At 37.3% G+C, this 16,721-nt stretch carries 16 protein-coding genes; 12 read left to right on the top strand and 4 right to left on the bottom strand.

Annotated features, from left to right (window positions below):
* Window positions 1–124: 124 nt before the first annotated feature.
* Both I589_RS03930 and I589_RS03935 read left to right on the top strand, forming a co-directional pair.
* On the top strand, window positions 125–991 hold the full coding sequence (locus tag I589_RS03930; RefSeq protein ID WP_010769423.1) for a GRP family sugar transporter: 867 nt from the start codon (window positions 125–127) through the stop codon (window positions 989–991).
* 30 nt (window positions 992–1,021) lie between these two features.
* Window positions 1,022–2,404, top strand: coding sequence for an amino acid permease (locus I589_RS03935; RefSeq protein WP_010769422.1), 1,383 nt, complete (start codon window positions 1,022–1,024; stop codon window positions 2,402–2,404).
* Between the two features lie 110 nt (window positions 2,405–2,514).
* Here I589_RS03935 and I589_RS03940 read toward each other — a convergent pair whose 3' ends face one another.
* Together I589_RS03940 and I589_RS03945 are read right to left on the bottom strand one after the other, a co-directional pair.
* The gene (locus I589_RS03940) at window positions 2,515–3,708 is read right to left on the bottom strand and encodes a toxic anion resistance protein (RefSeq protein WP_010769421.1); all 1,194 of its coding nucleotides are present in this window, start codon (window positions 3,706–3,708) and stop codon (window positions 2,515–2,517) included.
* Window positions 3,709–3,772: 64 nt separating this feature from the next.
* Window positions 3,773–4,429: a 5-bromo-4-chloroindolyl phosphate hydrolysis family protein gene (locus I589_RS03945; protein WP_010769420.1), complete on the bottom strand. Its 657-nt coding sequence runs from the start codon at window positions 4,427–4,429 to the stop codon at window positions 3,773–3,775.
* A 227-nt stretch (window positions 4,430–4,656) separates the two neighbouring features.
* Between I589_RS03945 and I589_RS03950 the strand changes: the two genes are divergently transcribed.
* From I589_RS03950 to I589_RS03965, 4 genes are read left to right on the top strand one after another with little or no spacing between them, the layout of a single operon-like run.
* Window positions 4,657–5,217, top strand: a complete 561-nt coding sequence (locus tag I589_RS03950) for an NUDIX hydrolase (protein ID WP_010769419.1) — start codon at window positions 4,657–4,659, stop codon at window positions 5,215–5,217.
* Window positions 5,218–5,244: 27 nt separating this feature from the next.
* Window positions 5,245–5,541 carry a cell wall synthase accessory phosphoprotein MacP gene (gene macP / locus I589_RS03955; protein WP_010769418.1) on the top strand — a complete coding sequence of 99 codons (297 nt, stop codon included), beginning with the start codon at window positions 5,245–5,247 and terminating at the stop codon, window positions 5,539–5,541.
* Between the two features lie 16 nt (window positions 5,542–5,557).
* A complete protein-coding gene (locus I589_RS03960) occupies window positions 5,558–6,250 on the top strand; it encodes a 5'-methylthioadenosine/adenosylhomocysteine nucleosidase (protein WP_010769417.1) in 693 nt (230 codons plus the stop codon).
* A gap of 11 nt (window positions 6,251–6,261) precedes the next feature.
* Window positions 6,262–6,807 (top strand): cysteine hydrolase family protein, encoded by a 546-nt coding sequence (locus tag I589_RS03965; protein WP_010769416.1) that lies wholly within the window; start codon window positions 6,262–6,264, stop codon window positions 6,805–6,807.
* 287 nt (window positions 6,808–7,094) lie between these two features.
* On the opposite strand, the gene I589_RS03970 is transcribed toward I589_RS03965, so the two are convergent.
* Window positions 7,095–9,005, bottom strand: a complete 1,911-nt coding sequence (locus I589_RS03970) for a M13 family metallopeptidase (RefSeq protein ID WP_010769415.1) — start codon at window positions 9,003–9,005, stop codon at window positions 7,095–7,097.
* A 189-nt stretch (window positions 9,006–9,194) separates the two neighbouring features.
* Between I589_RS03970 and I589_RS18580 the strand changes: the two genes are divergently transcribed.
* The 6 genes from I589_RS18580 to mnmA all read left to right on the top strand — a co-directional run bounded on the left by I589_RS18580 (window position 9,195) and on the right by mnmA (window position 15,567).
* Window positions 9,195–10,106, top strand: a complete 912-nt coding sequence (locus I589_RS18580; RefSeq protein ID WP_010769414.1) for a hypothetical protein — start codon at window positions 9,195–9,197, stop codon at window positions 10,104–10,106.
* Window positions 10,107–10,222: 116 nt separating this feature from the next.
* A complete protein-coding gene (locus tag I589_RS03980) occupies window positions 10,223–11,197 on the top strand; it encodes a ribose-phosphate diphosphokinase (protein WP_010769413.1) in 975 nt (324 codons plus the stop codon).
* A 365-nt stretch (window positions 11,198–11,562) separates the two neighbouring features.
* Window positions 11,563–12,498 (top strand): EamA family transporter RarD, encoded by a 936-nt coding sequence (rarD, locus tag I589_RS03985; protein ID WP_010769412.1) that lies wholly within the window; start codon window positions 11,563–11,565, stop codon window positions 12,496–12,498.
* A gap of 65 nt (window positions 12,499–12,563) precedes the next feature.
* On the top strand, window positions 12,564–13,700 hold the full coding sequence (locus I589_RS03990) for a cysteine desulfurase family protein (RefSeq protein ID WP_010769411.1): 1,137 nt from the start codon (window positions 12,564–12,566) through the stop codon (window positions 13,698–13,700).
* A 146-nt stretch (window positions 13,701–13,846) separates the two neighbouring features.
* Window positions 13,847–14,188 carry a DUF1831 domain-containing protein gene (locus I589_RS03995; RefSeq protein WP_010769410.1) on the top strand — a complete coding sequence of 114 codons (342 nt, stop codon included), beginning with the start codon at window positions 13,847–13,849 and terminating at the stop codon, window positions 14,186–14,188.
* A 257-nt stretch (window positions 14,189–14,445) separates the two neighbouring features.
* The gene (mnmA, locus tag I589_RS04000; RefSeq protein WP_010769409.1) at window positions 14,446–15,567 is read left to right on the top strand and encodes a tRNA 2-thiouridine(34) synthase MnmA; all 1,122 of its coding nucleotides are present in this window, start codon (window positions 14,446–14,448) and stop codon (window positions 15,565–15,567) included.
* A 137-nt stretch (window positions 15,568–15,704) separates the two neighbouring features.
* Here mnmA and I589_RS04005 read toward each other — a convergent pair whose 3' ends face one another.
* Window positions 15,705–16,691 carry a YhdH/YhfP family quinone oxidoreductase gene (locus I589_RS04005; RefSeq protein ID WP_010769408.1) on the bottom strand — a complete coding sequence of 329 codons (987 nt, stop codon included), beginning with the start codon at window positions 16,689–16,691 and terminating at the stop codon, window positions 15,705–15,707.
* Between the last annotated feature and the right edge of the window lie 30 nt (window positions 16,692–16,721).

Consider the following 16,721-nt stretch of genomic DNA (forward strand, 5'->3'; position numbering starts at 1 on the left):
AAATAAATAAAATAACTTTCGAAATGTGAGAAAACCGTGAAAATCGCGGTTTTTTTCTTGTATAGCGAACGTTTTCATTGATAAACTCAGTGCTTGTATTGAAAATGATAGAATGGAGAACAAGATGGATATATTAATTGCATTAGTCCCAATGTTTGCATGGGGAAGTATTGGATTGGTTAGTGGAAAAATTGGTGGAGATGCGAATCAGCAAACTCTAGGAATGACAATCGGCGCCTTTTTGTTTTCTATAGTAACTATTTTTGTGTTGCAGCCAACAGTTACTATTTGGGTGATCGTGATTGGCTTTTTATCTGGAGTATTTTGGAGTATCGGTCAAAATGGACAGTTTCACGGAATGAAACATTTGGGTGTTTCTGTTGGGCTTCCCCTTTCTACAGGGATGCAACTCATTTTGAATACCGTTGCAGGAGCTGTATTTTTTCATGAGTGGACAAAGAGTAAAGATTATTTCATGGGCATTCTTGCATTAATTTTTTTAGTCACAGGGGCTTATTTGACTGCAAGACAGGATGATAACAGCCAACCGAAAACAAATCAAAAGATGTTAAACTTTAGTAAAGGCTTTCGTGCACTTATTTTTTCAACGATTGGATATGGTTCTTATACTATTTTAATTACTTGGGCAAAACTTGATCCTGCAGCTGTCATTTTACCCCAGAGTATTGGTATGTTGGCAGGAGCAAGTGCCTTTGCATTTAAAAAAGTTGAAGTGAATCAGTTTGTTTGGAAAAACATGATTTGCGGTCTTTTATGGGGTGCAGGAAATGTTTGTATGCTTCTAACGCTTCAAAAAGTGGGGCTGGCGGTCAGCTTCTCTTTATCTCAAATGGGGATTATTATTTCAACATTGGGAGGAATTTTTATCTTAGGAGAAACAAAAACGAGAAAAGAAATGACCTACGTAATTCTTGGTTGCCTTTTAGTGATTCTTGGTGGTATTCTTTTAGGGTATATGAAAACGGCTTAGCTGAAGTCGAAGAATCGGTTGGAGGATAGAATGGATATTTTTCGAAAAAAGACGATTGAACGAAGTCCACTGAGTGGCATGAAAAAAGAGTTAAAAACTAGAGATTTAATCATGTTGGGGATTGGCGCAATTATTGGAACGGGAATTTTTGTTGTAACGGGCGTTGCTGCTGCAGATAATGCAGGTCCTGCGCTGACCGTTTCATTTGTCTGCGCCGCGCTAGTTGTAATTCTTTCCGGTTTATCTTTTGCTGAATTTGCTTCAAGAATTCCTGTACTAGGCGGACCTTACGCTTATATTTATGTAGTGTTTGGAGAAGCTGCTGCTTGGATGACAGGCTGGTTTCTTATCTGCGAATGTTTCTTAGCAATTTCTTCCGTTGCTTCTGGTTGGTCAGGCTATCTGCAGGGATTTCTAAGCAGTGTAGGCATTCATCTTCCAACGGCGCTAACTGCTGCGTACAATGCAGAAAACGGCACGTATGTTGATTTAATTGCTGTGTTAGTTGTTATCTGTGTAACATATTGGGTTTCCCTTGAAGCAAAAACAGCTTTGCGTTTAAATAACTTAATGGTTTATGTGAAGTTTGGGATTATTTTGCTGTTTATTGTGTTTGGTTTGTTTTTTATTAAACCAGGCAATTGGCAACCGTTTATGCCAAAAGGTTTTTCAGGTGTGTTAGATGGAGCTGCTATTGTGTTCTTTGCATTCTTAGGGTTTGATTCAGTAGCAATGGCGGCTGAAGAGGTAAAAGACCCTCAAAAAGACGTGCCAAAAGGAATCATCGGCTCAATTCTTATCTCAACGATACTTTATATCGTTGTTACGTTAATTTTGACAGGGATTGTTCCCTTTGATCAATTAAATGTAAAAGATCCTGTTGCCTTTGCTATGCGCTATGTGAACCATGGAATTGTCGGCTCGATCATTTCTGTAGGGGCAATCTTAACTTTGCTGACAGTAACGATCTCGATGATGTATTCGTTGGCCCGTCTGCTATATGCAATTAGTAAGGATGGCTTGCTACCTAAGTTTATGAATAAGCTGGATGAAAAGCGACGCACACCTAAAAATGCGACGTATGTTGCAGGAGTGGTAGCAATGATTTTTGCGGGTGTATTTCCCCTAAACTTACTGGCTGAATTTACCAATATTGTTGCACTGATGTATTTAATTATGGTGTCATTAGGGATTTTGAAGTTAAGAAAAATGGAAGGAATGCCTAAAAAAGGAGAGTTTAAAGTTCCTTGGGTACCATTTCTTCCACTTGTTTCCATCTTAACCTGTATTTTCTTAATGTTGCGGCTGAATACAGCAACATGGATTGTATTTTTGATTTCAATTGTTGTTGGGTTAGCTATTTATTTTGGCTATGGCTATAGACATAGCGTATACGAAAGAAAAGAAGGATAGTCACTAGTATAGCGTTTTTCGTCAACTGCTTTTGATAAAGAGCAGAGCAAATAAAAAACCGTCACAGAGAACGATTACTCGTTTTTCTGTGGCGGTTTTACTGTCTATGTTTATTGTGTTAATTCTAACAGCTTTTGTTTTAAATCTTCTTCCATATGTCCTAATTCAATTTCAGCGGCACGTCGTTTTTCCGTACCTTCTTTTTGGATACGTAAAGTTTCTTGAATTGTTTCGACTAAATCATTTTGTGTCTGTTGTAACGTTTCAATATCTACAATGCCACGTTCATTTTCTTTGGCTGTTTCAATCGCAGAGATTTTCAGCATTTCAGAATTTTTCTTCAACAGGTCATTCGTTGTTTCAGATACTTGTCGTTGTGCGGTAACTGCATCTTTTTGACGTAATAGGGTTAAAGCAATGACCACCTGATTTTTCCATAATGGAATAGCAGTATTGACAGATGCTTGAATTTTTTCTGCTAAAGCCTGGTTTGTATTTTGAATCAAACGAATTTGTGGTGCTTGTTGAATCGTAATTTGACGAGCTAACCGTAAATCGTGTGTACGCTTATCAAGACGATCTAAGAATTGTGAATAGTCATTGACCATTTGAACGTCCATTTGTTCTTGTGTTTCTTCAGCCTTTTTGATTGCTTCAGGAATGATGGTTGTCTGTAATTCCTCCATCTTTAATTCTCCAGCAGCAATATAAATGTTTAATGCATCAAAATAATCTTTATTTTTTTGATAAAGCTGTTCCAGCATTAAGTTATCTTTTAAAAGACCATCTTTTTCTTTATCCAGTTTTACTGCAATTTTATCAATTTGTGCTCCAATTTTTTGATATTTAGCGGTGACTTCATAAATTGACTGTTTTACTTTTCCGAAAACGCGCATAAAGATATTTCCTTCTCCTGCACGTAATTCATCAGGATTAGCTTCTTGAAGACGATACATTAACTCCGTTAACGAATCACCAACAGGTCCAATGTCTTGTGCCTGCACATGATTTAACATTGATTGAGAAAACTCACCTAGTTTTGTCTGAGCAGCAGAACCATAGCTGATAATTGATTGCGCATCAGTTGTATCAATTTTTGCTGCAAGTTCTTTAGCTTGAGCTTGTCTTTCCGCAGGCAGCTTGTCAATAAGTCGTGGTGCTACTTGCTGTTCTTTTAATGCAGAAATCTCCGTCTCCTGTGTAGCTGTTAATGAGTCTACAGGTGTTGAAAAGGGATTGTTTAACAAATCCTCTAATGTATCGTTAACTGGTGTAACATCTTTTACTTGTTTTGAATCATCCATAAACGTTCCTCCTAATACAATCGTTCCTTTTTTCAAAAAAATCTAGCCGAGGCTAGATTCTCTTTTATAATCCATTATCTCGCTTTAAGCTTTGTTTGGCAACGGTTAATTCAACATCTAGCTCTTCTAGGTCGTCTTCAACAAATTTCTGATAGTCTTGAGCAATAAGTGCAGCCACTTGATCAATGATTTGAGCACTTTCCTCAAGTTTTTCATAAGTTTGTTTGTTTTTTAACTCATGATTGTTGATTTCAATATATTTATTCGTTAAATCAACCATATTTGGCAGATGTGTATATAAAAAGTGACTAGCAGAATGTAATTTCGTTGGATCTTTTGTCAATTCCTTAAACAAAGCTTTAGAAGCTTTTACTGTATTTTGACGAAGATCGATGGCTTTTAATTTCGCTGTACCATTCATATTTTCTTGTAACTTTACAATATGTTGTTTTGCATGATTCATAGTGTTGCGAAAGAGCTCAATTTCACTGTTGCTCATGCCAAGTTGTGCATAATGAGATTCTTTTTCTTTTGTTAGTATGGGTAGGCTTTCTTCTACAGGCCCTTTTTTATTTCGAAACACAATAGAGGTGAAGAGTAGTAACCCAATGAGTAGAAATAAACCGAATATAACTGGACGTCCTAACGGAATAACCAAAAATAGGATCAATGTGAGCCCCACCAAAAGAATCACTTTACGAGATGTTTTCTTTTTTTTCATTTAAATTCCCTCCTATCCCGAAGATTGGGATACATTGTACGTTTTTTGCTAACGTATTTGTCTTAACTACAAGACTATTTTAGCACAGTTTGATTAAGAAAGAGTATCGGACTAAAGATGGATTTTTGGAATTTAGGGAATTTATAAGAATTGACCGATTCCTTTAAAGAAAAATTGAAAAAGTTTCTAGAAACAGGTATGATAGCAAAGAAAGTTAGGTGAAGAGTATGCGACAATTTGAAGAGTTTGAAGAAAAAACAATTGCACGCAAAAATATTTTTAAAGGACATGTTATTGAAGTAGTCGTTGATGACGTTCTATTACCTGATGGGAAAACAGCTACGCGCGAATTAGTTTTGCACAAGGGCGCTGTCGGAATTATTCCAATCACAAATGAAGGGAAAATTCTTTTAGTTAAACAATTTAGAAAGCCTTTAGAGAAGGTAATCTTAGAAATTCCAGCAGGGAAAATTGACCCGGGTGAAGAAACAATGCCTGAAAAGACTGCAAGAAGGGAACTAGAGGAAGAAACAGGATTTCAAGCGGACACATGGACATATGTTTCCTCGATGTATCTTTCACCGGGATTTTCAAATGAGAAAATGTATATGTATTATGCTGAAAAATTAGCCCGCGTAGAAAATCCGCTAGCTCAAGATGATGATGAAGTACTTGAATTGTATGAGCTGACGCTTCAAGAAGCAAAGGCCGAGATTGAAAAAGGTACAATCTGTGATTCAAAAACACTTTACGCTATTCAATACTGGGAGCTACAGCTAGTCAAATAATCAATGAAGTAAGGGAGTGTAAGAGATATGGGGAATGGTCCCTTAGTCACTCGTTCTGAATTACGGAAAAGACGTGCAGAAGAAGAAGACGTTTTGGAAAAGCAGAACAAACAACAAATGAAGCAAGCAAAAAAAGAGTACAATCAACAAGAAAAAGAAATTTCTAGCTTTTATCGAAAAGAGCAAAAAAAAGCAAAGCCTATAACAAAGACACGTTCAGGCGAACAGACTAAAATGCGCGAACGAAATAAATTTTTGAATAAATCGATACTAATCGTTGGTGTGTTGTTGATCGTGGTTATTTTAATGGTTATCTACTTATAAGAAAGAGGCAAGTCAAATGAAAATTGGGATTATTGGTGCGATGGAACAAGAGGTCAAGATTTTAAGAGAAACAATGCAAGTGCCTGTTTCTTGGGAACGAGCGGGTGCACTGTTTGTTTCTGGAACAATCGGCAAGCATGAAGTTATTGTGGTTCGTTCTGGAATCGGGAAAGTTCTTTCTTCTATTACAACTAGTTTACTGATTCAGCAATATGGTGTAAACATGGTGATTAACACAGGTTCTGCTGGAGGAATTGGTGAAGGACTGCATGTAGGAGATTTAGTTATTTCAGAGAAACTAGCTTATTTTGATGTGGATGTTACAGGATTTGGCTATGAACCTGGTCAATTGCCTGGGATGCCTTTATATTATGAAGCAAGCAGCTATTTGAAAGCAGAGATGGGCAAAGCTGCAAAAGCGACTAGCCATAATGTGAGGGAAGGACTAATTGTGACAGGTGATAGCTTTATCAACTCTCCGGAAAAGATGGAGCAAATTTTGACACATTTTCCAGAGGCTCTTGCTTGTGAGATGGAAGGAGCTGCCATTGCTCAAACGGCGCAGCAGTTCAATATTCCTTTTCTTGTTGTTCGCGCAATTAGCGATACAGCGGATGAAGCCGCGACACAAAGCTTTGATGCATTTATAGAAGAAGCGGGAAAACGATCTGCTGAAATGGTGATTGCTTTTGCAAAACATCTAGTATAGGAGGCGTACAAATGAAAGCTTTACTTTCGATTGATTACACCCATGACTTTGTCGCAACAGATGGAAAATTAACGACTGGAGATTCTGGTCAAGCTATTGAAGAAGCTCTTACAAAAGTAACCCAATCCTTCATTGATTCTGGAGATTATGTTGTTTTTGCTATTGATGCGCATGATCCTATGGATACCTATCATCCTGAAAACCATCTTTTCCCAGCGCATAATGTCATAGGGACTTCTGGAAGAGACTTGTTTGGATCTTTGTCTGCTATTTATGAGACGAATAAAGAAAATCCGCAAATTTATTGGATAGATAAACGTCATTATTCTGCATTTAGCGGGACGGACTTAGATATCCGTTTGAGAGAAAGAGGCATAAAGGAGCTTCATTTAACAGGCGTTTGCACTGACATCTGTGTGCTTCACACCGCAGTTGATGCTTATAACTTAGGGTATAAATTAGTGATTTATAAAGAAGCAGTCGCAAGCTTTGATCCAATGGGGCACAAGTGGGCTTTAAAACATTTTAAGAATACATTGGGTGCAGAAATAAAATAAAAATTGAATCAAAATACTCAAAATGAGCGATTTTTCCAGAAAATGGGAGAGTCACTCATTTTTTTCATAAATACGAAGCGTGCTAAAAACTAACTAGATGGTTTTCTAACAGTCAAAGGATATACCTGAGGCTAATCGCTTGAATAGTAGACGGTGATTATTTTCTGAGAAGATGCAGAAAATAATGACTAGAGAGTGTGGAAACGAGTGGATAAATACCTTGTATAAATGAAAGCACCGCCATGAATGTGGCATTACATTCATGACGGCGCTATTTAACTATATGCTTACCAGATACTAACGCGTTTTTCTGGTGCAAGATACATCGGATCTTCTGGCTGAATATCAAAAGTGGTGTAAAAGTCCGCTAAATTCTTAGGCTGAATATTTGCCCTTAACTTTGCTGGTCCATGTACATCAACAGACAAGAGTAATTGTTGATATTCTTTTTTAGCTTTTGTCCGCCAAATTTTTGCCCAGTTCATAAAGAATTCTGGTAAATTGACAGCGTCTTCTTGCTTTGCAGCTTCTAAGGCACAACTTAATCCGCCAGCATCTGCAATATTTTCAGAGACAGTTAGCTTGCCGTTAACAACCCCGCCAGCGAAGGGAAGTCCATCAAACTGATTAATCATATCCTTTGCGAGAGATTGAAAATGAGCGAAATCTTCATCCGTCCACCAGTTATTCAAATTTCCATACTCATCAAATAAGGCACCATTATTATCAAATGCATGAGAAATTTCATGCGCAATTACGGCACCAATCCCGCCATAATTAGCACTACTTGATTGTTCTAAACTATAAAACGGCGCTTGAAGAATCGCTGCCGGAAAGACAATCATGTTCCTAAATGGGTGATAATAAGCATTAACTGTATCTGCACTCATTTCCCATTCGTTTCGTCTAACAGGCTGATTCCATTGACTGTAGTGATCTTTTATGACAATCTCGCTGAATGTACGAGCATTTTCTAAAAGAGAGCCACCATTTTCTGCGGAGACTGTTTTAAATTGTTGATAAATAGCAGGGATTTCATCGGGATAGCCAACTTGAATTCCTAGAGCATCCAATTTTACAATCGCTTTTTCCTTAGTTGATTTACTTAACCAAGTATTTCGCTTAAGTCGAGATTTATAGACGGCTATCATATTTTCAACCATGTGGTGTACGTCTTGTTTAGCTTTTTCGCCAAAATATTTTTTCCCGTAATACATTCCGACTACTTGGCTAAATCGACCACTCGCTAAATAATAGGCAGCTTTTTCTTTCGGCATTGCTTCTTCTGCGCCAGATAAGGTTCGGCTATACAGTCCACTCGTTTGTCGAAACTCTTCTGCAAGATAGCTACTAAATTGCTGAAGAGTCATCACTAACAACCAGCTCTTTAAAAGAGGAAAATTTTCCTGCGTGACAATCTTATTAAATGCATCAAAAAACATAGGATCTGTAACAATTATCTTATCTGGTTTTGTACCAATCAGACCTTCAATAAGCTTAGTAAGGTCTAATTCTGAACTATGAGCTACAAACGTATCAAATGACTGAGGATTATACATTTTGCTGTAGTCAGCTGACTCTTCTGCACTTTTCACGTGAGGAGCGAGTAGCTTATCAAAAGCAATTGCTTGCTCCACAATCACGTCAGCTTCTGTTTCATCTTTTCCAGTGAGCTTGAAAAGATGCACCATCATATCAAAGAACACACTCATCAATTGTGAAGCACCTTCATGTCCGTCTTCATAGTAAGTTTTATCTGGTAAAATAAGCTCAGGGGCAGAAGCAAATAAGGCATTGACCTTTGCGTTTTTCATATCTGTATCCACTTCTAACGAAAAAGGAAGGGGCAATCCTGAAAGCTCCCATTGAGGAAACTGCTCATTTAAATCATTGAGTGTTTGTAACTTCTCAATGGTTTGAAGAATTGGAAGCACAGGAGCCGCTCCATCTTTTTCCCGTTTTTCAAAGTCAGTTGCAAGTTTGTAATAGGAAATAAACTCCTTCATTAAATCTGATGGAATAATTGATTGGTTTTGCACCATCTCTTTCGCATCTTTCATAAGAAGTTTTTCAATTTCAACAGCTAAATCTTGAAACCCGCCAGTAGCTGGCTTATCCGCTGGAATTTCTGCTGTTTCTAGCCATTCGTGATTGACATACTCATAAAAATCTTTTTTTAGTAAATTACTTGTACTCATCCAAAGTGCCTCCTTTTTATCCACCTATCTTCTATAGGAACTAACAGTAATAGATAGTTGTATTATTACAATAGAACAAAAATGAAGTTTAAACAAATGAAAAATTTGAATGCTAAAAATAAAAAAGTAAAAATTCATTATTTATTCGTAAAAATGAGGTAAGCTATAGAAAAAGAAAGGTGTGTTCACATGCGACGAGTACAGTCTATCCCTACTTATTTTTTGACGATTGAAGGAGAACAGCAGGCAGTAAAAAAAATAGTCTACCTTTCCGATTTTTATTGCCAAATCAATGCTCTAGCAATCGTGTTCTTAAATGATAGCTACGCAATTTTTGGCGTTCCTTCGGGTCAACTAATTGAATATTGTTTATCAGAAAATTCTTTTCCTTATTCAGATAATCAAGAAAATTATTATGGTGGTCCATTGAACTATTTTCAAAAATGTGAAGCTGATTTCCAACATTTGGTGACAAAAGAACTGATTTCTCTTCAAACAGTTGAAAATGAAATGACAAATCAAAAGTCACAATCTAAGACCCAAACGCATCACTCTGAAAATAAACGATATGATGAATGGGTAGGCATACCAGAAAATCGCTTTTTTGCTTATCGAAACTGGCGAACACCTTCAGGTTATTTATGTGGCACCTATGCCTCTACAGTTTTGTTAGCCTACTATCAGGATTATCTTGATGAGGCTATCATCCCAAGCAGATTACGAGAAAAAAATGAAAATCGCTATGAGGATTTAGCAGGCTATTTACGTCGGTTTATCCAACCTCATGGCTTACCGACCATCCCTTTTCAAGTCGGATTTGGGTTATCTCGTTATTTTGATCACTTTAAGTTAAACTATCGTGCTCGAACGACGGTCATTGGCTCATGGAATCGAGCGATTAAAAGAATCCAACAGGGCAAACCAGTCGCTGTAGGAATCTTAAAAATCCTAGGAAGCACCTATGGAAACCACTGGGTAACGGCTTATGCTTATTTAGAAAAATCTGATGGTACACGTTACTATAAAATTCATGATAATTGGGGAAACTACAATAAAGTTATTCACGCAAGCTGGGGAAATGGAACGGTTTCTTTACCCTAATCAATAAAATAGGGAAAGAAATGAATTCTCTTTTCATTTACTAAATACGTCTTTTTCACAGAATTTCTTTTAAAAATATGATAGAATTAGATGAAAATAATCTTTGGGAGGATCATATGAGCAAAAAATATCAAGACGGGACGCTAAAAATCTTTAGTCTTAATGGGAATCGTCCTTTAGCAGAAAAAATTGCTAAAGTTTTTGGGACTGAATTAGGAAAGAGTGTGGTTAAACAATTTAGTGACGGAGAAATTTCTATCAATGTTGAAGAAAGTATCCGCGGGGACCATGTGTATTTAATCCAGTCAACGAATGCACCGGTAAATGATAATTATTTAGAGTTGCTTATTATGATTGATGCAATGAAACGTGCAAGTGCGAAAACGATTAATGTAGTGCTGCCTTATTATGGCTATGCAAGACAAGATAGAACGGCAAAACCGCATGAGCCGATTACGGCAAAACTTGTAGCAAATATGTTACAGGAAGCTGGGGCTACAAGGGTATTGACACTTGATTTACATGCAGTACAGGTACAGGGATTCTTTGATATTCCCGTAGATAATTTGTTTACGATGCCATTATTTGCTCACTACTATCGCGAATTGGGGCTTACAGGAGACGATATTGTTGTTGTTTCACCAAAAAATAGTGGTGTTCAGCGAGCACGCAGTCTTTCTGAATATCTGAATGCTACACTTGCTATCATAGATCAGAGTGAAGAGGATAATCCCGAAACAGGCTATGTCATTGGGAATGTTGAAGATAAGATTTGTATCATGGTAGATGACATATTAAATACGGGAGAAACATTTGCTTATGGTGCGACTGTCTTAAAGAAAAATGGTGCTAGAGAAGTTCACGCATGTGCTTCACATGGATTGTTATCTCCTCCTGCAAAAGAAATTTTAGATGCTGCACCTATTAAAGACATTTGTATTACAGACTCTGTTTGGACAACAGAAGAAAAACATCCTGAGAACTTGACCATTATTACTTGTTCGCAGTTAATGGGTGAGGCTGTCAAGCGAATTCATGAAAATACGCCTATGAGTCCGCTCTTCCGATTAGAAGAAAAAGAATTTGATTAGACATTTAAAAAGAGAAAAAAAGACTGAATAAGTGATAGTTTTTTTAAATGGTGCTATCCATTGGAAAAAACTTGTTGCATTCAGTCTTTTTTATCTGTGAAGCGGTCTGTTAAATAAAAAATAAATAGACGAGGGTGGGACATAACTATCTAAGTTATAGTCCACCCTCATAAAATCTTGATAAAGGTGAGAAATAGAAAGAATTCATCTTTACTACGTGATGAGTGGCAACAATTTCTAAAAGCGAGATGGGGAATGGAAGTACTCCGCTGCACCTGTTCTCAGAGTTGAACACTTCTGTCTGACCTCATAGTGATAGGGAAAATTATTTATTGGTTATATGAAAAACGGAATAGGGGAATGGTATGAAAGAGACAAAAAAAGGAATTATTGCTGGCTTTTTAGCTTATATTTTATGGGGGATTATCCCTATGTACTGGAAGCTGCTGCCAACTGTAGGCGCACTAGATATATTGGCATACCGGGTAATATGGTCATTTGTATTTATGCTTATTTATATCCTTGTGACAAAGAAAACATCGGATTTTCTAAATGAATGTAAGCAGCTGTGGCAAGATAAGAAAAAACTTGGGACCATTATTTTAGCGGCAATTTTTATTTCGGTGAATTGGTTCACCTTTATCTATACGGTAAATCAAGGGCGGGTGACCGAGGCAAGCTTAGGCTACTATATGAATCCGCTTGTCAATGTATTATTAGCCACGCTCGTCTTGAAAGAGCCCCTAGGAAGTCTAGGAAAAATTGCATGTGGGTTTGCATTTATTGGAGTGATTTTACTGACGATACAGACGGGGACGATTCCAGTTTCATCATTAGTCATGGCTTTTTCATTTAGTATTTACGGTCTAATCAAGAAAGGGTTATCTCTTTCCTCCTATACTGGGTTAACAATTGAAACGTTAGTGATTTTACCAGCTGCTCTTATTTATTTAGTTGGGTTTTCTCCTGCAGGATTTATGACGTATCAAGGATCAACGAATCTTTTATTGATGGGGGCAGGAGTGGTTACAGCGATTCCTTTGCTGCTTTTTGCAGAATCTGCTAAGCGGATCTCCTATATTATTTTAGGGTTCATTCAATATGTAAATCCTACCATGATGCTGTTGTTGGCTATTTTTGTTTTCAATGAACCTTACACAAGCGAACAATTTTTTGCTTTTTCATTTATTTGGGTGGGGATTGGGCTATTTACTTATGCAACTCTTCATACCTGGCGAAAAGAAATACAATTTGAAAACCATAAGCTGATTTTGGATGAAACAAAAGACAAAGAGAAATAATTTTTGGTTATCTGCTTTTTTTATGCTAGAATGAGCCTAATTATTACTGGAAGGGATTGACCCTAGTGGAAAAGATTTATCTAGATCATGCAGCAACAACGCCTATGCACCCAACTGTGATTGCAGAAATGACACGAGTAATGGGCGAATATTTTGGAAATCCATCAAGTATCCATGGGTTTGGTCGGATGGCACATGAGCAGTTAGAGTCAGCAAGACAGATTATTGCTGATAGTCTGAAAGTACATCCTCACGAGATTATTTTTAATAGTGGGGGAACAGAAGGAGACAACACAGCCATTATTGAAACAGCGATGTCTCGTGAAGACGAAGGGAAACATTTAATTACGACCGCCATTGAACATCCTGCGGTAATGCAAACGATGGCATATTTGGAAACACAAGGATTTGAAGTTACCTATTTACCTGTTGATAAACAAGGAAATATTTCGATAGAAGAATTGAAATCAGCATTACGCGAGGAGACAACACTTGTTTCTATCATGTTTGGCAATAATGAAATTGGCAATCTTATGCCCATCAAAGAAATTGGCAATCTTTTAAGAGCGCATACCGCCTATTTTCATAGCGATGCTGTTCAAGCTTATGGAAATCAAGAAATTTATCCCCATGAGCTAGGAATTGATTTACTCAGTGTCTCTGCACATAAAATCAATGGCCCTAAAGGTGTTGGATTTTTATTTAAAAGTGATAAAGTTAAGCTTCCATCATTGTTGCATGGAGGAGAGCAAGAAGAAAAAAGACGTCCTGGAACAGAAAATCTCGCCGGAATTATGGGAATGAAAACAGCTGTTGAACGATTGACTCCAGAGGAACGTACAAAAATAAAACTACAATATAAAGAGTTTGAAACTCAAATCTTATCGTCACTTGATGCTGCAAACATCAGTTATCGTATAAATGGGGATGATGAGAACCGACTTCCTCATATTTTAAATCTCCATCTTAAAGGTATTGCTAGTGATTTGCTCTTAATGAAATTGGATTTGAAAAATATTGCAGTTTCTACTGGTTCTGCATGTACGGCAGGAACGGTAGATCCCTCTCATGTATTAGAAGCTATGTATGGAAAAGAGGCTTCCGCAATAAAAGAGTCAATTCGTATTAGCTTTGGACTTGGTGTAACAGCTGAACAAATCGAACGGTTTTGTAACGAGCTAATTTCTATTGTCAAAAAATGAAAAGAGTCCGTTGTTTGAATAGATAGGTTCACTTTCTAAGAAAGAGAGAGCCTATCTTTTTTCATGCACAGAATCATAATTTCAGCTAGCAAAGAGAGAAAGAAACCTCTATAATAGAAGATGACTAAATTATTGAGGTGAGAGACATGGCATTTTTAGAAATAGCAACAGTAGAAGGCGCGGATATATCTTATAAATTAAATCCTGAAGCAAAAAAATATACATTGAGAGATAATGGATTTACAGAAACGAAATCAGGGAACTTCCAGTTGATTCGTCCATTGGATGCAACTCCCCAAAGCAAAGAAGGATTTAAATTAAAAATCACTGTTTCAAGTGACATCAAAACGTTAAAAATGTCGATTACAACGGCAAATGGGTTGAAATCTGTCAATTTATTTAAAGATGAGAAGCACAAAATGAATCAAGAAAAATTTTTATTCTTAATGGACGGTATGATTGATCGCGGACTATTTGAGAAAGCCTAAAAGAACGAAATAAACTAAGAGCTCTGGATGCTTCATTATCCAAAGCTCTTTTTTTGAACCAATTAAGAGGGGACTTTTATCGGTTCATTGTTATATACGCTTTTTTTCTCTTCTCATTTTATAAAAATGACAAAAATATGAGAATAAACTTCTAGTAGTGAAAAAAATTGAAAAATGCCGTATAATATGAATCACTGAAAAGTTGCGACCTTCAACTCGTAGATGTTTCAGAATCTAATTGAAATGATGGTGATACCATGACAGACAACAGTAAAACACGTGTTGTCGTTGGGATGAGTGGCGGTGTTGACTCATCTGTAACAGCACTTTTGCTGAAAGAACAAGGCTATGATGTAATCGGAATCTTTATGAAAAATTGGGATGATACCGATGAAAATGGTGTTTGTACAGCAACAGAAGATTATAAAGACGTAGCCAAGGTAGCTGCGCAAATTGGAATACCTTACTATTCGGTCAATTTTGAAAAGGAATATTGGGATCGTGTATTTGAATATTTCTTAGCAGAATATCGTGCAGGAAGAACGCCAAATCCTGATGTAATGTGTAATAAAGAAATCAAATTTAAAGCTTTTTTGGACTATGCGATGGAGCTCGGGGCCGACTATGTTGCAACGGGTCACTATGCACAAGTTTCACGAGATGAGGATGGAACGGTTCATATGCTTAGAGGGGTAGATAATAATAAAGATCAAACATACTTCTTGAGTCAACTGTCCCAAGAACAATTATCAAAAACGATGTTCCCCTTAGGACATATGGAAAAATCAGAAGTACGTGCGATTGCACAACGAGCAAATCTTGCAACAGCAACGAAAAAAGATTCAACCGGTGTCTGCTTTATTGGTGAAAAAAATTTCAAACAATTCTTGAGCAACTATCTCCCTGCAAAGCCTGGAAATATGGTTACTCTTGATGGAGAAATAAAAGGAACTCATGATGGCTTAATGTACTATACTATTGGTCAACGCCAAGGATTAGGTATTGGCGGTGGTGGCGCATCACAAGAACCTTGGTTTGTTGTTGGAAAGGATTTGACGACTAACACGCTTTATGTTGGTCAAGGCTTCCATCACGAAGCACTTTATGCAACAAGCTTAGATGCTAGTGAAATTCATTTTACAACGAATCAACCTCAACCAAAAGAGTTTCGCTGTACCGCTAAGTTTCGTTACCGTCAACAAGATGTGCCTGTCACCGTTCGCTTAACTGGCGAAGGCAAAGCAACAGTCATTTTCGATGAGCCTGTTCGTGCAATTACACCCGGACAAGCAGTTGTTTTTTATGATGGAATGGAATGTTTAGGCGGAGGTTTAATCGACCAAGCATATAAAGAAGCAAAAGTATTACAATATATTTAATTATTGAACGACATAAAACAGGATAATCTGTTATTTGTCTGAGAATTTTTTATAGATGGATTAACAAGAAGAGCGTAGACAAATGCCATGAGAGCAAAAATCCTCATGAGTGTTTGTCCACGCTCTTTCTATCTTAGTTATAATTTAACGATTGTTCTCCCCAAATGTTTTCCTTGTTTTAGGGCCTCCATCGTGGCAGGCAGCTCATTTAAGGTGATTTCGTCGGAAAGTGTTGTCTGTGAAATATTCCAGTCTGTTGCCATTTTTCCCCATAAATCAATTCGCTGGTTCATCGGTAGGTTAACAGAATCAATTCCCAAAAGATTCACTCCTCGCAAGATAAAAGGAAGAACAGTGGCATTCAGTTTTATTCCTCCTGCGTTACCACAAAGGCTCATGCTTCCTCCGTAATAAAGAAATGGAATCAAATCCGAAGCAACTTGCCCCCCAACAGTGTCTAAAATGAAATGGAATTTTTGTTTATTTAAAGGGTGTGTTTGATTTTCAAATTCACTCGGAAAAACAACGTGATGTGCGCCTAATGAGTGAGCAACTGCTACTTGATGTTCTTTTCTTACCATGGCTGTGATGGAAGAAAAGCCAAGTTTCGCTAAAAGTTGTACAGCGATACTTCCAACCCCTCCTGTAGCTCCTGTGACTAGAATCTCTGGTTGAGAATCAATGGTTAATCCATTTTTTTCTAGTGCTTGAACAGAAAGTGCGGCAGTAAGACCAGCTGTTCCAAAAATCATTGCTTCTTTTAAGCTAAGCTGTTTGGGAAGCGGAACAACCCATTCACTAGGTACACGTGCATATTCTGAAAAGCCGCCCGTATGACTCATACCTACAGCAAAACCTGTAACCAATACCTCCTGTCCTACAGAAAAATGCTCATCTTCAGATTCAACAATCGTCCCACTAAAATCAATTCCTGGAATCATAGGATAACCGCGAATGACTCCTGTATTTTTTTGGAGGGCCAACATGTCTTTGTAATTTACGGAAGAATAAGCAACTTTTATGAGAACCGTTCCTTCTGACAGCTGTTCAATGGTTGTCTGCTGGACAGCTGAAACAACCTGTTCCTCTACTTCTTTTACAACAAGTGCTTGAAATGACTTCATAGAATAAACTCCTTTTCAATGAAATAGTGT

This window comes from Enterococcus phoeniculicola ATCC BAA-412 (assembly GCF_000407505.1).
Taxonomy (GTDB): domain Bacteria; phylum Bacillota; class Bacilli; order Lactobacillales; family Enterococcaceae; genus Enterococcus_K; species Enterococcus_K phoeniculicola.